The sequence below is a fragment of the Trinickia acidisoli genome, from assembly GCF_017315725.1.
Lineage (GTDB): Bacteria > Pseudomonadota > Gammaproteobacteria > Burkholderiales > Burkholderiaceae > Trinickia > Trinickia acidisoli.
Genome location: NZ_JAFLRG010000002.1, coordinates 1530718 through 1546739, shown reverse-complemented (window position 1 = coordinate 1546739; position 16022 = coordinate 1530718). Strand labels below are relative to the sequence as shown.

The 16022-nt window shown below is 63.3% G+C and carries 14 protein-coding genes; 4 read left to right on the top strand and 10 right to left on the bottom strand.

Going from position 1 to position 16022, the window contains the following annotated elements:
• The first annotated feature begins 21 nt into the window (after nt 1-21).
• The gene (gene pbpC, locus J3485_RS25280; protein ID WP_374192463.1) at nt 22-2298 is read left to right on the top strand and encodes a penicillin-binding protein 1C; all 2277 of its coding nucleotides are present in this window, start codon (nt 22-24) and stop codon (nt 2296-2298) included.
• On the opposite strand, the gene J3485_RS25275 is transcribed toward pbpC, so the two are convergent.
• From J3485_RS25275 to J3485_RS25230, 10 genes are all read right to left on the bottom strand, one after another.
• The gene (locus tag J3485_RS25275; protein WP_206957052.1) at nt 2292-3731 is read right to left on the bottom strand and encodes an MFS transporter; all 1440 of its coding nucleotides are present in this window, start codon (nt 3729-3731) and stop codon (nt 2292-2294) included. The two genes, pbpC and J3485_RS25275, sit on opposite strands and share 7 nt — an antisense overlap.
• A 162-nt stretch (nt 3732-3893) precedes the next feature.
• On the bottom strand, nt 3894-5144 hold the full coding sequence (locus J3485_RS25270; RefSeq protein ID WP_206957051.1) for an MFS transporter: 1251 nt from the start codon (nt 5142-5144) through the stop codon (nt 3894-3896).
• Between the two features lie 129 nt (nt 5145-5273).
• Complete coding sequence (locus tag J3485_RS25265) at nt 5274-5726, bottom strand: MarR family winged helix-turn-helix transcriptional regulator (protein WP_206957050.1); 453 nt, start codon at nt 5724-5726, stop codon at nt 5274-5276.
• 47 nt (nt 5727-5773) lie between these two features.
• On the bottom strand, nt 5774-7042 hold the full coding sequence (locus J3485_RS25260) for a DUF445 domain-containing protein (RefSeq protein ID WP_206957049.1): 1269 nt from the start codon (nt 7040-7042) through the stop codon (nt 5774-5776).
• Nucleotides 7043-7090: 48 nt separating this feature from the next.
• Nucleotides 7091-8065, bottom strand: a complete 975-nt coding sequence (locus tag J3485_RS25255; RefSeq protein ID WP_206957048.1) for a LysR family transcriptional regulator — start codon at nt 8063-8065, stop codon at nt 7091-7093.
• Nucleotides 8066-8145: 80 nt separating this feature from the next.
• Nucleotides 8146-8718 carry a GNAT family N-acetyltransferase gene (locus tag J3485_RS25250; RefSeq protein ID WP_206957047.1) on the bottom strand — a complete coding sequence of 191 codons (573 nt, stop codon included), beginning with the start codon at nt 8716-8718 and terminating at the stop codon, nt 8146-8148.
• Between the two features lie 91 nt (nt 8719-8809).
• Entirely contained in the window at nt 8810-9952 is a 1143-nt protein-coding gene (locus tag J3485_RS25245) for a DSD1 family PLP-dependent enzyme (RefSeq protein ID WP_206958376.1), read from the bottom strand.
• Nucleotides 9953-9966: 14 nt separating this feature from the next.
• Nucleotides 9967-10632 carry an HAD-IA family hydrolase gene (locus tag J3485_RS25240; RefSeq protein WP_206958374.1) on the bottom strand — a complete coding sequence of 222 codons (666 nt, stop codon included), beginning with the start codon at nt 10630-10632 and terminating at the stop codon, nt 9967-9969.
• 153 nt (nt 10633-10785) lie between these two features.
• On the bottom strand, nt 10786-11706 hold the full coding sequence (locus J3485_RS25235; protein ID WP_206957046.1) for a LysR family transcriptional regulator: 921 nt from the start codon (nt 11704-11706) through the stop codon (nt 10786-10788).
• A 156-nt stretch (nt 11707-11862) separates the two neighbouring features.
• Nucleotides 11863-12705 carry an NAD(P)H-binding protein gene (locus tag J3485_RS25230; RefSeq protein ID WP_206957045.1) on the bottom strand — a complete coding sequence of 281 codons (843 nt, stop codon included), beginning with the start codon at nt 12703-12705 and terminating at the stop codon, nt 11863-11865.
• Between the two features lie 125 nt (nt 12706-12830).
• Here J3485_RS25230 and J3485_RS25225 point away from each other — a divergent pair, with 125 nt between their 5' ends.
• The 3 genes from J3485_RS25225 (at nt 12831) to J3485_RS25215 (ending at nt 15999) form a co-directional block, all read left to right on the top strand.
• Complete coding sequence (locus tag J3485_RS25225; protein ID WP_206957044.1) at nt 12831-13829, top strand: LysR family transcriptional regulator; 999 nt, start codon at nt 12831-12833, stop codon at nt 13827-13829.
• Between the two features lie 98 nt (nt 13830-13927).
• Nucleotides 13928-14737 (top strand): AraC family transcriptional regulator, encoded by an 810-nt coding sequence (locus tag J3485_RS25220; protein WP_206957043.1) that lies wholly within the window; start codon nt 13928-13930, stop codon nt 14735-14737.
• A gap of 146 nt (nt 14738-14883) precedes the next feature.
• Nucleotides 14884-15999 (top strand): threonine aldolase family protein, encoded by a 1116-nt coding sequence (locus tag J3485_RS25215; protein ID WP_206957042.1) that lies wholly within the window; start codon nt 14884-14886, stop codon nt 15997-15999.
• The last annotated feature ends 23 nt before the right edge of the window (nt 16000-16022 follow it).

Here is a 16022-nt window from a genome sequence, read left to right as displayed (position 1 = left end):
AGAGACGAGTCGATGCAACCGATGCGACGAAGCGCGGCGAAAGTACGCGGCATGCTCTGCGCACTGCTGCTCGTGACGGCGCCCTACGCCCATGCACTGCCCACATTCGAGCAAGTGCGCGGTGCATGGCGCAGTTCCGATTGGGTACTGCTCTCGCGCGATGGCGTGCCGTTGGAGCGAACCCGCGTCGACAACAAGGAGCGTCGCGGCGATTGGGTCGCGCTGACCGACGTTTCGCCCGCATTGCGAGAAGCGATCGTCATGTCGGAAGACAAGCGCTTCTACGAACACAGCGGCGTCGATTGGCACGGCGCGGCCGCGGCGGCATGGGCGAACCTATGGAACACGCGTACGCGCGGCGCTTCCACGGTCACGATGCAATTGACAGGACTCCTAAGCGATGACCCGCAGCACTCCGGTCGACGTTCGATCGTGCAGAAAGCGGGGCAGGCGGTCAGTGCGCTTTGGCTCGAACGGTCGTGGCGCAAGGATCAAATCCTCGAAGCCTATTTGAACCTCGTGCCGTTTCGCGGCGAAACGATCGGCTTGTCGGCGTTGTCGTTGACGCTGTTCGGCAAGGCGCCGTCGGGGCTCGACGATCGCGAGGCGGCCATCGCAGCAGCATTGATTCGCGCACCGAACGCGCCGTATATGAAAGTGAGCGAACGGGCGTGCCGCATTCTGCGCGACATGAACGCGCCTCAGCGATGCGATAACCTCGCGAGCTACGTTCAACTTGCCTTTGCACGGCCCGCGCCGGCTATCTTGGCGGTTTCGCCCGATCCGGAATCGCTCGCGCCGCATTTTGCGCGGCGCGTTGCGGCGCAAACGCATCCTACGGCAGGCAAGCGCGTTGTGACGACACTCGACGCCAAGCTGCAGCGATTCGCGACCGATACGCTCAGGCGAACGCTGGCCGAACTCAATGCGCCCGCCCATGCGCGCAACGTGCACGACGGCGCGCTCGTCGTGCTCGACAACGCGACGGGTAACGTGTTGGCGTGGGTCGGTTCGTCGGGCGGGCTCTCCGGCGCCCGCGACGTCGATGCCGTGCTTGCGCGCCGTCAACCGGGATCGACGCTCAAGCCGTTTCTCTATGCGCAGGCCATCGACGATCGTCGATTGACGACGGCATCGCTGCTCGACGACGCACCGCTCGATCTCTCCACGGGCGGCGGCCTCTATATTCCGCAGAATTACGACAAGGATTTCAAAGGCTGGGTCAGCGTGCGCACGGCGCTCGGTTCTTCGCTGAACGTGCCTGCCGTACGGACGCTCGTGATGGTGACGCCGCATCGTTTCGCCAAGACGCTGACGGCACTCGGCCTGCCGCTCGAGCAAAGCGGCGACTACTACGGCTATTCGCTTGCGCTCGGCAGCGCGGATATTACGTTGCTGTCGTTGACGAACGCCTATCGCGCGCTGGCCAACGGCGGCGTTGAGACGCCGACGCATGACTTGCCGCGCTTGCCGGGCAAGCGCAGCCCGCAAGCCGCGGATGCACCGCACCGCGTCTTCAGCGCCGACGCAACCTACATCATCACGACCGTGCTCTCGGACAACAACGCGAGGACACGCACGTTCGGTTTCGATAGCCCGCTGGCGACGCGTTTTTTCTCGGCGGTGAAGACCGGTACGAGCAAGGACATGCGCGACAACTGGACGATCGGCTTTACGTCGCGCTATACGGTCGGCGTGTGGGTCGGCAATGCCGACGGCGATGCGATGTGGGACGTATCGGGCGTGACGGGCGCTTCGCCGATCTGGGCGGCTGTCGTCGAATACCTGCATCGGCACGTGCCGAGTACGCCGCCGGTCGCGCCGCCCGGCGTCGTCCAAACGCGCGTTGCATTCGAGAGCAACGTCGAGCCGGCACGCACCGAGTGGTTCCTCAAGGGCACCGAGGTATCGACGGTACGGCTTGCCGCGGATGCGGGCGGCGCATCGGCGCGCGCGGTGGCCTACGCGCCGCCGAGCGCCCGTAATACGGAAAGCGCTGCGCCGCGCATCGGGTCGCCGACGGACGGCACCACGTTCGCACTCGATCCCGATATCCCGGCGTCGCGCCAACGCATCGTCTTCGAACGCGCGAGCGGCGCGTCGACGCGCACCGTGTGGCGACTCGACGGCAGACTGCTCGGCCATGCCGAACGTGTGCTTTGGCTGCCGTGGCCAGGACACCACGTGCTCGAACTCGTCGATGCGCAAGGCACGAGTGTCGACGCGGTTCGCTTCGAAGTGCGCGGTGCGACGGCGCGTACAGCGGCGTCGCCATCGCCCAAACTCGCGCGTCAATGATGTGTGCGAAGTTTGTCGCCCGCGTCGCTTGCCAAGCGCACGTATCCCCAGATCGAGACGAGTGTCAGTAAGCCGGCACACAGAAAAGCGAGCCGGAAGTCGCTGAGCGTGAATGCTTGATCGACGCCTTCGCCGTTGATGGCCGACGCACCGCGCAGCGCAAGCGCGCCGAACGCGATACCGAGGCCGGTTGCCATTTGCGCGGCCGCGTTCCAGAGGGTGTTGGCCGCGCTCATTTGCGGCGAAGGTACGTCCGCATAGGCGAGTGTTGCCATCGTCGAGAACTGCATCGAGCGCGTCATGCCGTAGAGGAGCACGACGAATAGCGTCCATGCGAGCGGCACCTCGGGCGTCAACAGGCCGCATGCGATCGTGAATACGCCGCACACCACGCAATCGATGATTGCCACGCGCTTGAAGCCGTAGCGCTGGAAGACGGAGGTCGTCAGCGCTTTCATGCCGAGATTGCCGACCGCGCTCGCGAGCAGCAGCAAGCCCGATTTGAAAGCCGAGAGACCGAAGCCGATCTGAAAGAGCAGCGGCATCAGATAGGGCACCGCGCCGATGCCGATGCGCGTGATCGACCCTGTGACGACTGTGGCCGAAAACGTAGGAATCCTAAGTGTCGAGATGTCGATGAGCGGATGGCTATGTCCGCGGGCATGGCGAAAGGCGATGACGCCGACGACGACGCCAGCCGCCACGAGTGCAAGCCCGACGAGCGGGTTCGTGCCGGGCTGGCTCGCCAAGTCGGCACCGTAGAGGATCGACGTGAGCGTAAGCCCGCTCAGTGCAAGCCCGACGATGTCGAGCGGTTTGCGCTGCTCGCCGCGCAGATTCGGCACCCACGTGACGACTGCGCAGAGTACGGCGAGACAAACCGGTACGTTCAATAAAAAGATCCAGCGCCAAGACGCGTATGTCGTGATGAACCCACCGAGCGGGGGTCCGATGACGGGCGCGACGATGCCGGGCCAAGTGATCGTGGAGATCGCTTGCATGAGGCGGCTCTTATCGGTGCTGCGCACGACGATCAAGCGGCCGACGGGCACCATGAGCGCACCGCCGACACCTTGCAGCACGCGCGCAGCCGTAAATTCCACGACGTTTTGCGAAAGACCGCACAGGATCGACGCGATCGTAAACGTCACGATCGCCGAAAAGAACACGCTGCGCGACCCGAATCGATCGGCCACCCAGCCGCTTGCCGGAATGAAGATCGCGAGCGCGATCATGTACGCGCTCATACCGATGCTCAACGCGTTCGGGCTGATCGAGAACGCGTGCGCCATTTGCGGCAGGGCGGTCGCGATGATCGTCGTGTCGAGGTACTCCATGAAGAAGGTTGCCGCGACGACATAGGGCAACGGCCCGAGTGAATGCTTGCCCGGTTGGCCGCCGCGCTTCGAAGATGCTTTACTGCTCCGCTGCATGATTGCCGTTGTTCGAGGCGCGTCGTGCTGGATCTCGGTCTCTAATTGGTCGGGCATCTTGACGGTTTGCGTGGCGCTTTCTGATAAAGGGACGGGGTCCATTTAATAGAAATGTCGCTTCTCGTGCAACCGAGTGGGACACCCTCGCATATTGCGCAATGCTCATTCCTCCGCCGCGATCGCCGCTCGGCTGCGGTTGCGGTTGCGTTCCACGGCCAACGCGCGCGCCGCGACCAAGGCCGCGGCAAGACCGGATGCCGCGCCTACGACAATGGCCCAACGCGGCCCCCAGTGATCGGCCACCCAGCCGACGATCGGTGCGCCGAGCGGCGTGCCGCCGAGCGCGACGCCGACGCGAATCGCCATCACGCGCCCGCGCATCGCAGGCTCGGTGGAGAGTTGCATGAGGCTGTTGGTCGTCGTCAGGAACATCAACGAAGCCATGCCGATGACGACGAGCGCTGCGCCGAACGACCAATAATTGGGCGCCACCGCGGCGATGGCGCAACCGAGGCCGAAGACGGCCGACGACGCGAGCATCGATTTGAATCGAGGCTGGCTCACGTGCGCGCTGGAGAGCGCGCCCGTGACGGTGCCGATCGCCATCATCGAAGACAGCGCGCCGTATTGACTTGCGCCAACGTGAAAAACGCTGACGGCCATCGTCGAGATGAAGATCGGAAAATTCAGGCCGAACGTGCCGATGAGAAACAGCATGATCACCGTCGCTTTCAAGTCGGGGCGAGCCCAGACATAGCGAAAGCCGGCCGCGAGGCCGCCGCGGGTGCGTGTCGCGCGCGGCCCTCGGCGCAATTCGTGGATGCGCATGAAGCCGAGCGAGGTCAGCACGGCGATGAACGACAATCCGTTCAGCAAGAAGGCCCAACCGGTGCCGATCGACGCGATGAGGATCCCTGCCACGGCGGGCCCGACCATCCGCGCGAGATTGAACGACGTGGAATTGAGGGCGACGGCATTGGGCAATTCCGTGTCGCCGACCAGATCCGACACGAAAGTCTGCCGCACCGGTGCATCCAATGCGGTGACGCATCCGAACAAAAAGGCGAACACATAGACGTGCCATAGCTGCACGATGCCGGCGATCGTGAGAACGCCAAGGGCGAGTGCCAGTGCGCCTTGCGCGGCTTGCGTAAACATCAGCAGCTTGCGCCGGTCGAGATGATCGGCGGCGTATCCGCTCACCGGCAACAACAGCAACTGCGGCCCGAACTGCAGCGACATGACGACGCTCACGGCGGATGCGCTGTGATGCGTGAGTTCTGTCAGCACGAGCCAGTCTTGCGCCGTGCGCTGCATCCAAGTGCCGATGTTCGAGACGATCGCACCGGCTGCCCAGACCCGATAGTTGAAAAAACGAAGCGACCGAAAGACGCCCGCAGCCGTTTCACTCATGCCGGCTCCCGCGCGGTGTTTCGTGGCGGAGCATTGCCGAGCGGCGAAGCAGCAAGATCAAGCGTAGGGCCGATCGTCGCTGCGAAAAAGGTGCTTATTTCGGCGATGGATGGGTGCATGCGTGGGGCTTTAGTCTGCGGCGAGCCGCTCGAGCAGTTTGACCGCAGTGGCGAGGTGTCGTTGTTCGTCGGCCGTCAGCCGCGCTTGGATCGTGCGGCAAAGCCAGTCTTCTCGCGCGGCGCGGTTCTTACGCAGATAGGTGCGGCACGTTTCGGTCAGCGACAACAGCGTTTGCCGCCCGTCGTCGGGATCGGGCGAGCCGGCGAGGAGACCGGCCGCTTCGAGCGGGGCGATCGTCGTACCCATCGATTGCGGCCGCATGCCTTCCGCGCGCGCGAGACTCGACACGGTAGCCGGGCCGTCGCGTTCGAGCCGTAACAGAACCGCGACCTGAGACGGCGTGAAATCGCCGACCGTGCCTTGTTCGCGCAACCGTCGCTTGAGTCGACCGACAATCGAGCGAAGGTCGCCGGCCAATGTGGCGGACAAGGTGTCGCCGGAATCGATGCGTCGTTTATCCATGTGACGCACTGTAGCATATATGAAGGTAAACTGTGTAGATTGCCTTCTCATCTGAACAACAAGACGTCGAGCGTATGAAGCAAGAGCCCGACGATGCCGCCGATGACCGTCCCGTTGATGCGCACGAATTGGAGATCGCGGCCGACCTCGAGTTCGATTTTTTCAGTGACGGTTTGTGCGTCCCAATGATGCACGGTGTCCGAAATGAGGCGGGCGATCGCATGCCGTTGGGCGTCGATGACCGCAAGCATCGTTTCTCGCAACCATGCGTCGAGACGTTCGCGCATGGCCGCATCGTCGAGCAAACCCTTGGCAATGCCTGCGATCGCAGCTTCTATCCGCGCCTTGACGTACGAGTCGGGCGCGGCGGCGTCGCGTTCGATGCTCGCCTTGATGTCGCGCCAGACAATTGATAAGTACTCCTTAAGAGCTGGATGTTCGAGCAAGCGTTCTTTGAGGGCGTCCCATTTGGCGAGATAGTCGGGTGACGTTTTGAGCTGAACGACGAAGCTGCGAATGGCATCGTCGAAGCCGCGGCGCCACGCATGGTCGGGGTTGTCGCTGAGTGCTTTGAGCGCATCGTCGACAACGGCAATGAGATTGTCGGAGACTTTTTCGTCGATCGACAGCTTTTTCCAGATCCACGCGGTGCTTTCGCGCACGCGCTGCCGGATCAGCGGCTTGTGTTCCTCGAACAGCAGCGCCAATTGTTCGAGCAGTTCGGTGACGACGGCTTGATGACGGTTGTCTTCGAGCAGCGTGTCGGCAATCGTGCCGACGAGAAGCGGGGTATCGACGTCGCGCACCCGCTGGGCGACGTTATCGTGGATGAAGCGCCGCACGTCCTCGTCGTCGATCGCCGAGAGCAGGCTCGGAACGAAATCGAGCGCCCATTGCGCAATTTGTTTGCCGCGTTCCGGCACGGCGAGCCAGCGTGCGAATTGTGTCGTGAAGTCGATTCGTTCGAGCTTGCCGGCAATGAGCTCGGGCGCGAGGAAGTTGGTCTCGACGAACTTGGCCAAGTTTTCGCCGATGCGATCCTTGTTGCGCGGGATGATGGCCGTATGCGGCAGCGGCAGGCGCAGCGGATGCCGGAACAAAGCGGTGACGGCGAACCAATCGGCGATGCCGCCCACCATCGCGGCCTCGGCCAAGGCGCGGGCAAAACCGAGCGCCGGGTATCTCGGCTCGTAGATGCGCGAGAGTACGTAGACGCCGGCCATCGCCGCGAGCAGGGCGGTGGCGAGCCCTTTCATGCGCGTGTAAGCGCGGATCTTGTCGTCGGCGCGCGGGGTCGGGTTGCGCTGCAATCCCATTTGCCTGAACGCTTTAGGGTCCGATAGGGGTTTTCGTCCGCATTCCCCTTAAGCCGTTACCGCATCGCGGCGTTGCCGCCCTTCTTTTCCGGCTGCTGGTTCGCGTGTGCGCGAGATGTCTTCGAGCGCCGGCATCGAATCGAACAGTTCGGCGATCCACTCCGCAAACGCGCGCACTTTCGCGGAAAGGTGGCGATTGTGCGGATAGACGATCGAAATCGGCTTCGGCTTCGGATTGAACCCCGTTAGTACTTCTTTGAGCGAACCGTCGAGCAAATGCGGCAGCGCCATGAAAAGCGTCGGCTGAATCAAGCCGAAGCCCTCGATGGCGCAGGTGACGTAAGCATCGGAATCGTTGACGGTGACGAGGCCGTTCATTTTGACTTCGACCGGCTTGCCGTCGATCATGAATACCCACGGTATCGAGCGGCCGCCGTGCGCGGCGCGGAAATTCACGGCATGGTGCGCTGCGAGTGCTTCGATCGAACTCGGTTCGCCGTGCTTGGCCAGATAGCTCGGCGAGGCGCAGGTCAGACGCTTGAGCATGCCGATGCGGCGTGCCACCATCGACGAATCTTCGAGCGGCCCGACGCGGATCATGCAGTCGACGCCTTCCTCGATCGGATCGACCGGCCGGTCCGATAAGCCGAGATCGAGCGTGACCTCGGGATAGCGCTGATGAAACGTCGAAAGCGCCGGAATCACGATGCGCCGGCCCAGCGCGCTCGGCATGTGAACGCGCAAGGCGCCGCTCGGCTTGCGGTTGCCGGCTTGAAAGCTCGCATCGGCCTCCTCGATCTCGGCGATGATCTTGATGCAGTGTTCGTAGTACGCGGCGCCGTCGGGCGTTAGCGACAGCCGGCGCGTGGTTCGCTGCATGAGCCTTACGCCGAGAAATGCTTCGAGGTTTTGGATGACCGTCGTCACCGATGCGCGCGGCATGCCGAGCGTTTCGGCCGCACGCGTGAAGCTATTCGCGTCGACGACGCGCGTAAAAACTTCCATTGCTTGGATGCGGTCCATGCTTGCTCCCTCGGGTGACCAACGGGAAAGCATAGTCCGCTTGGCATGGCGGATTCAAGCCCGTTCGCGAAAAACGATGCTTAGACCGCCGGATTGATCAGCGCAGTCAGTACGTGATCGGCCCATACGCCGTTGATTTTCAAATAGGCTCGGGCGAACCCTTCGCGCTCGAATCCGAGCACGTTCAAAAGCCGTTCGCTGCGCAGGTTCTCGGGCCGATAGCTGGCCATGATCCGGTGGAGCCCGATCCGCTCGAAGACGTATTCGATCGAAGCGGTCAGCGCCTCGCGCATCAAGCCTTGGCCTTCGCGTCGATGATCGATCGCGTAGCCGAGATGGCAGGCGAGGAACGGGCCTCTGACGATGCTCGTGAAGTTGCACTCGCCGATGACCGCGTCGCGTCCGCGCTCGAACATCAGCCAATGCAACGCACTGCCCGCGGCGATGCTGTCCGCCATGGTGCGGGTTCGGGCCGTCATCGCATCGAGCGTGAAGAAGTCGGTTCGACGCAGCGGCTCCCATGGCCGCAAATGCGTTCGGTTGTCGAGTTGGAAATCGAGCAACTGATAAGCGAAATCGACGCTGACCGGCTCGAGCGTCAGGCGTTGGGTGACGAGACGGTGAGTGAGCCGCGGCGAAAGGATCGACGTCATGGCGGATCGGCGCGCAAGGAGAGGGCGGCGCTGAGCGTATCTCGCCGCAAATATGGCGTCAACGCCGGCATTACGCCGGTATTACGTGGTTCTACCAGCCGCGGAAGCGTTGCCAGACCGTCAGTTCGCCGCTCGGCGCGAGCGCACGGTATTCGGGGAATTGCGCGCCGGTCGAGCACGCGTGGTTCGGCAGAATACGAAGCTTCGTTCCTATCGGGAAGCGTACCGATAGGTCGGCTTCGTGCGCTTTCGGCCCGGTCTGCGTCGCGGCCACGATGCCATGCTCCTGGTTCGCGCCGATCATCAGATAGCCTTCGAGCGGCGTGCCGTCGATAGTGCAAGGCACGCCATAGCCGAAATCGCGCGCCTGCTTCGCGGTGCCACGGTCACGGCTCAGCGCCATCCATCCCGCGTCGACGATCACCCAGCCCTTCTCGAGTTGATGGCCGATGACGGTTGTCAAGACGCTCAGGGCGAGATCGTCGATCGTACATACGCCCACGTTGTGCATGACGAGATCGAAGAAGACATACACGCCTGCCCGCACTTCGGTCACCCCATCGAGGGCCGCCGCGGCGAGCGCCGTCGGCGTGGACCCGACGCTGACGACAGGGCAAGCAATGCCGCTTGCGCGCAATCGCTGCGCAGCGTGCACGCATCCGGCGCGTTCGCTTTCCGCAAGCGCACGAAGGGCTTCCGAACTGGATAGTTCGTAGCTCGAGCCCGCGTGCGCCATCACGCCGCCCACTCGGATTCCCCCGTCATGCAAGATGCGGCCGACTTCGAGCAGCGCGTCATGCTCAGGCGCGATGCCTGAACGATGGCCATCGGTGTCGACCTCGATCCATACCTCGACAGCGTCGCCTTCCTTATGGCAGAACGCCACGATCGCTTCGGCCGCCGCGACGTTGTCGACGAGGAGCTTGAGATCGCAGCCCCGACGCTTGAGCGCCATGGCGCGCGGCAGCTTCGAAGGCACGATGCCGACGGCGTACAGCACGTCGACGATGCCGGCCGCGAAGCATGCCTGCGCTTCTTTCAGCGTCGAGACGGTTACGCCGTGCGCCCCTGCTTGCAACTGCGCGCGGACGACGTCGAGGCACTTGGTCGTCTTGATGTGCGGACGAAAGCGGACACCGAGCGCATCCATGCGCGTTTGCATGCGGGCAATATTGCGATTCATGCGGCCGGTGTCGACGATCGCCGCGGGTGTGTCGAGCAGATCGAGTGTCATCGCGTCATCCCCGTTCATGTGCGTGCCTTCGCGCCGAAGCCGCTGGCCCATGCCGCGAGCGCATCGAGCGTCGGCGATTCGTGTTCGGGTGCGGGCGTGCCCGGTACCGGCTTTAGGCCGACACGGTTGTGCCAGTAGGTGCGCAGGCCGCATGCCGCCGTGCCGAACATGTCGTAGCTGGAGCCCGCGACGAAGCACGCTTCTTCAGGGGCGACGCGTAGATCCGCGAGCGCCAACGCATAGGGGCGTGGGTCGGGTTTGTAGGCACCGGCCCGCTCGGCCGTGACGATTGCGTCCCAGTTCACGGGCAGACGTGACGCCGCGAGCCGGCCGAGACGCTCGGAGCAGTTCGTTACGACCGCGAGTTTGCAATGCGGCCGCAATTGTTCCAACGCAGTGATCGCACCGCTCCACGGCGCAAGCTGAAGCCAATTTGCTTCGAGCGCATCGGCGACGGATGCGGGAAGCCCGACTTCCTGCGCCGCCTCTCCGACTAGCGTTTCGTACGGGACATAGTTGCCGCAGCCATAGGTCAGCCGCAGATAAGCGGCGCGCCACGCGCGGCCCATCGCCTCGGACCCGGCCGCGCCGTTCCAGAGCGTCCACGAATCGAGCAAAGCGGTAAGCAGATCGAAAAGAACGGCCTTCGGAAAGGCCGAGGGCGACGAGGCGTTCTGTATCACTGGGGACCTCCGTATGCGGCATGCCGTGACAGAATCGATTCTAGGCGTTCGAGGTGCGGTGGGGGTTAAGGCCAGCTAACGCTTATGTTTAGCGAATCTGAATCATCGAACGCCGAACGCCGAACGCCGAACGCGGCATGCCGTGGTGCGCTAGGTCCTCCAAGGTGGAAGCGGTCGAAAGCGGCTTTGCAAATACTGCATGAAATCGCGCGTACGACGCGGCAGGCCCGAGCGGTGGTGAGTCAGTGCGATCACGTCGGCGTCTAGCGCTTTCCAAGCCGGCAGCAGCTTGCGCAGTGCGCCGCTGCGAAGGTCGTCGGCGACGTCCCACTCGGAGCGCAAAATGATGCCGCGGCCCTCGCACGCCCATCGCCGAACGATGTCGCCGTCGTTGCAGTTGAGCTTGGAGGAAACGCGCACGCTCAAGCGCGTCTTGCCTTTGCTGAATTGCCACAGCGACGCGTCTTCGTCGTTTTCTTGCAGAACGATGCAGGGCAGCCGCGCGAGTTCGTCAGGCGTTTGCGGCTCGCCGAAACGTCGGACGAGTGCCGGCGACGCGCAAACGAAGCGGGTGTTGGGCGCGATCAAGTGGCCGATGAGATTCGAGGCGCGCAGCTCGCCGATATGGACGATCACGTCGTAGCGCTCCGTGCCGTTCGTCAGCGGCTGTTCCGTCAGCGTCAATATGACGCCAACCTCGGGATTCTCCCGCTGAAAATCGGCGACGACGGGCGCGAGGTGACGCCGGCCGAAGCCGAAGGGCGCGTTGATTTTCAGGGTGCCGACGAGCCCGCGCCGCTGCGCCCGCAAATCTTCGTGCAGGGCGTCGAATTGCGCGACGAGTTCGATACCGCGATCGCACAACAGCGCGCCTTCTTCGGAGAACTGCAGCTTGCGCGCCGTGCGATCGACGAGCCGCGTGTCGAGCCGCTGCTCGAGTTGTTGCAGCCGCTGGGAAACGGCGGAGGCGGTGAGGCCGAGTTGCCGCGCCGCCGCCGCCAAGGTGCCGCATTGCCGAATCGCCAGCAAAAGGCGAATGTCGGCGGAGTCGATCGATTCAGTTTCGCTCATGGCTGTCGTTAGCTTGACTTAACGACGCCAGTATCGCCAATGAAGACGCGATATGTCGAATCGATCGCGGAATCGGACGGTTTTCCGGCCGTCGGGAGGGGAGCGGGGCGGGTGGCCCCGGTAACTCATCCTCGAGCGCCGGTGCTCTGCGTGCGCTTACTTGAACCGGTCGATGTGCATCTTCAACCATTGCTCGAAGCGCAGTGGCTTGCGACCCAGCACACGCTCGACGGTATCGGTCGTCATCGTGCCGCGGCCGGCTTTGACGGCTTCGAACGATTTCACGATCGATGCGGCAATCGGCTCCGGAATGCCCACGCGCGTAAGGTTGGCGGCCGCCACGTCGAGCGTGATGTCGACGGCGCGCAGCGAGCGATCGAGCGCTTGCGCGAGCAATGCGACTTGCTCGGGCAGGCTGATCGTTTCGCCGCCGGTCAGCAACAAGTCCTTCTCGGCGAGCGCCGCATCTGTCAGCGCGCGCACGGCAACGGCGGCGATGTCCTCCGGTGCGATCGGTGCGGCGCGCCCCGTGCCCATCGGATTGGCGACCGTGCCTTCGGCGCGAATGCTGGGCAGCCACAAATAGGAATTGGACATGAAGCCGGTCGGCCGCAGGAAACGCGCGTCGATGCCGGCGGCACGCAGAATATCTTCCTTTTCCCGATGCAAGCGACTGAGCAGCGTAGCGGGCAGCATCTCGACCATCGCGGTCGACAGAAATACCGCGCGCGACACCTTTTGCGCGGCGATACGTTTCGCCAATGCGGTGAATGCCTCGGCGCTGCCGATGTTCATCAAGAACACGCCGTCGACGCCCTCGAGCGCCGCGGAAAATGCGTCGGGCGAGTTGTAGTCGCCGACGGCGATTTCAATACGGTCACCCCATTGCGCGAGTTTTTCCGGGCTGCGGACGTAGGCGCGCACCGCATGTCCCGCCTCCAGCAACTGCGCGAGCACTTGACTGCCGACGGTACCGTTGGCTCCAGTAACTAGATACATCGTTTTTCTCCATTGAGCGATTTGACGTGATTCGAACGTCTGCCCGAAAGAATGGCTATCATCAGCAACAATTGGAAGAGATCGAACAGTCTGTTGCCAGTTGGGAACAATGAGCGGGGGCAATCATGATCGACCTGAACGAACTGCAGTTCTTCGTACGGATCTGCGAGGCGCAGAGCTTTACCGTGGCCGCCGAGCGCCTCGGCGTGCCGAAATCGAGCGTGAGCCGCGCGCTGGCTAGGCTCGAGAAGCGCTTGGGCGTGCGGCTCATCGAGCGCACGACGCGCAGCTTGATGTTGACCGAAGCGGGCGAACTCTACCTCGAGCGTTGCGTGCGAATGCTCGAGGAGGCCGAGCAGGCCGACCTTGCGATCGGGGCGATGCACGCGCAACCGCGCGGGTTGCTGCGCGTCGCGGCGTCGGTGCCGTTCGCGCGTTTTGCGCTTGCGCCCGTGCTCAGCGATTTCCTTGCGCGCTATCCCGAGGTGCGCTTGGAGTTGCAATTGCTCGGCAGCGAATTCAAGTTGGGCGACACCGCGGCCGACATCGTCATTCGCCCGGATCCAAGCGCGGATTCGACGATGCGGGCCACCCCGTTGTTTCAAGTGCGCCTCGCCGCCTATGCGAGCCCGGCTTATCTTGCCGGGCGACGGCCACCTGAAACGCCGGCCGATCTGCGCGAGCACCACTGCATCGCTTCGCATTGTTGTACGCCGGGCCTCCCGGTCGGCGTTTCGTCGTGGCGGCTGCGGCGCGGCGCGAGCGGACAGGAGGTGCGTTTCGAGCCGCGCGTGAGCGTTGCCGATCCGACGATCGGGTATTTACTGGCAATGACCGGCACCGGCATTGCGTTGCTCAATCAACAGGCGGCGCGTGCCGACGTGGAGGCGGGCCGGCTCGTGCGGCTGCTGCCCGATTGGGAGGTCGAGCCCATCCAGCTCTACGCGTTGTACGCCTCGCGCTTGAATGCCTCGCCGAAAGTCAGCGCGTTTTTGGAGTTCCTTCGAGAGCGGTTCGACGATGCCGATTGCAGTCTCAGGGCCATCGTGTCCCCGCGCAAGACGAACGAACGCAGCCAAGGTGCGGCATCGGACGCGGCGCGGCATGCGGAGGCCGTCGATTGACGCAGCAGCGCCATCCCTCGCATCGTTCGTGACGACCGGGCGGCGTATACTGGCCGCCTTCGATGCGACGTTTCGCTCGCGCTTCGCCTGTCCTGCCTATGTCAGATCGTGTCCATTACCGACATATCGCCGATATGCCCGGCCTCGTGCTCGGCGCCGCGCGATTCTCGACGTTCAGCTTCGATCGCCATTTCCATCTCGATTACCACGTCGGGCTCGTCACCGAAGGCGTTCAGCGGCAACGATTCCGGGGTAAGACCGTGCTGATCGGTCCGGGCTGCGTGTCGCTCATGCCGCCCGGCGAAGTGCACGACGGCGCCAGCGAAGGCGTGCGCGGTTATACGCTCAGGACTTTTCGTCTTTCACATGCGTTGCTGCACGGCGTTGCCGAGGAGATCAGCGGGACACCTCGCGAGCCGGAACTGGCCGGCGCGCTGTTGGAAGACGCCGAGGTCGCGGCGCATCTCGTGCGCTTGTTCGACGTCATGGGCGAGAGCGGCGAGGCGGGATCACTTGCGGTCCAGTCGGAATGGTTTCGGTTGCTGAATGTATTGCTGACGCGATCTCGCACGATCGTGCCCCAAGAGACGAGCGGTGCGTTATCTCCGTTGCAATGGCAGCGGGTTCGCGATTATTGCTTCGCACACCTAAGCGAAAAAATCACGCTCGATGCGCTCGCCTCGCTCTGCGATCTGGGCCGCTTTCAATTTCTGCGGCAATTCAAGCAAACCGTCGGCATGACGCCGCATGCCTGGTTGTTGAGGCTGCGTCTCGAGCATGCCTGTTCGCTGTTGTCCCATAGCGCGCAGACGATCGCCGAAGTTGCGCAGGGTGTTGGTTTCTACGATCAAAGCCATTTCAATCGCGCGTTCCGGCAGGCATTCGGCGTGGCGCCATCGAGCTACTAGGGCAATTTGCCCGCACCGCGCCATACGCGTGAATCGTCAATTTTTTACAATTCGCGCCGAACCGGCCCCGATACGATATCGCCACGATGTGGGCATTTGCCTGTGTTCGATAGTTCGGTAGTTCGATAGGGGAGTCGACGAAATTCATGGCGAATCGTGAGCAGACAGCGCCGGCCGCGGGGCCGGCTTTGGGGTTTTCGAGCGACAACATCGCAGGCGCGTCGCCTGAAGTGATCGAGGCGCTCGCCGCGTGCAGTGTCGGGCAAGCGCGGCCCTACGGGGCAGACGAGTTGACCGCACGCGTCGAGCGCAAATTCAGCGAGTTGTTCGAGCGAGAGGTCGACGTGCTTCTGGTGCCGACCGGCACGGCGGCGAACGCTTTGTCTCTCGCCGCGCTGACGCCTCCTTGGGGCAGCGTGCTGTGCCATCCCGACAGCCACGTCAATAACGACGAATGCGGTGCACCGGAATTTTTCACGGGTGGCGCGAAGCTCGTCGCGGTGGGCGGCCCCGCGGCGAAGATGGACATCGACGCGTTGCGCGCTGCCGCACGCACGAAAGTCGGCGACGTTCATTCGACGCAGCCGTCGTGCGTGAGCATGACGCAGGCGACGGAAGTCGGTAGTCTCTACACGCTTGATGAGATTGCAGCGATTGGTAAGGAGTGCGAAACATCGGGATTACGCTTGCATATGGACGGTTCGCGCTTCGCCAATGCGCTCGTCGCGCTCGGCTGCACGCCGGCGGAAATGACATGGAAAGCGGGTGTCGATGTGCTGTCGTTCGGCGCGACGAAGAACGGCGTGCCTGCTGCCGAGGCGATCGTCTTGTTCGATCGTTCGGTGGCGCGCGAGATGGCGTTCCGGCGTAAGCGCGCCGGCCATTTGTTTTCGAAGATGCGCTTTTTGTCTGCGCAGATCGATGCGTATCTCGGCGACGATCTCTGGCTGCGCAACGCACGCCAGGCAAACGCGATGGCGCAGCGACTCGTGCAGGGGCTGCGGCAAGTGACGTGTATCGAAGTGCGGGGCGAGCCGCAAGCGAACATCCTGTTCTGCCGATTTCCGGCCGAGTTGATCGAGGCTTTGCTCGCACAGGGCTTCGTGTTCTATCACGATCGTTGGGGCCCGGGTGTCGTTCGCCTGGTCACGTCGTTCGCGACGACGGCTGCCGACGTCGATCATCTGCTCGATAGCGTGCGGCGGATCGTGGGCGGGCTATCGTTGTCGGGTGCCGCGGAAAGTGAAAACCGTGCCAGGTAAGTGAAATCTATTGCCACAGCTCG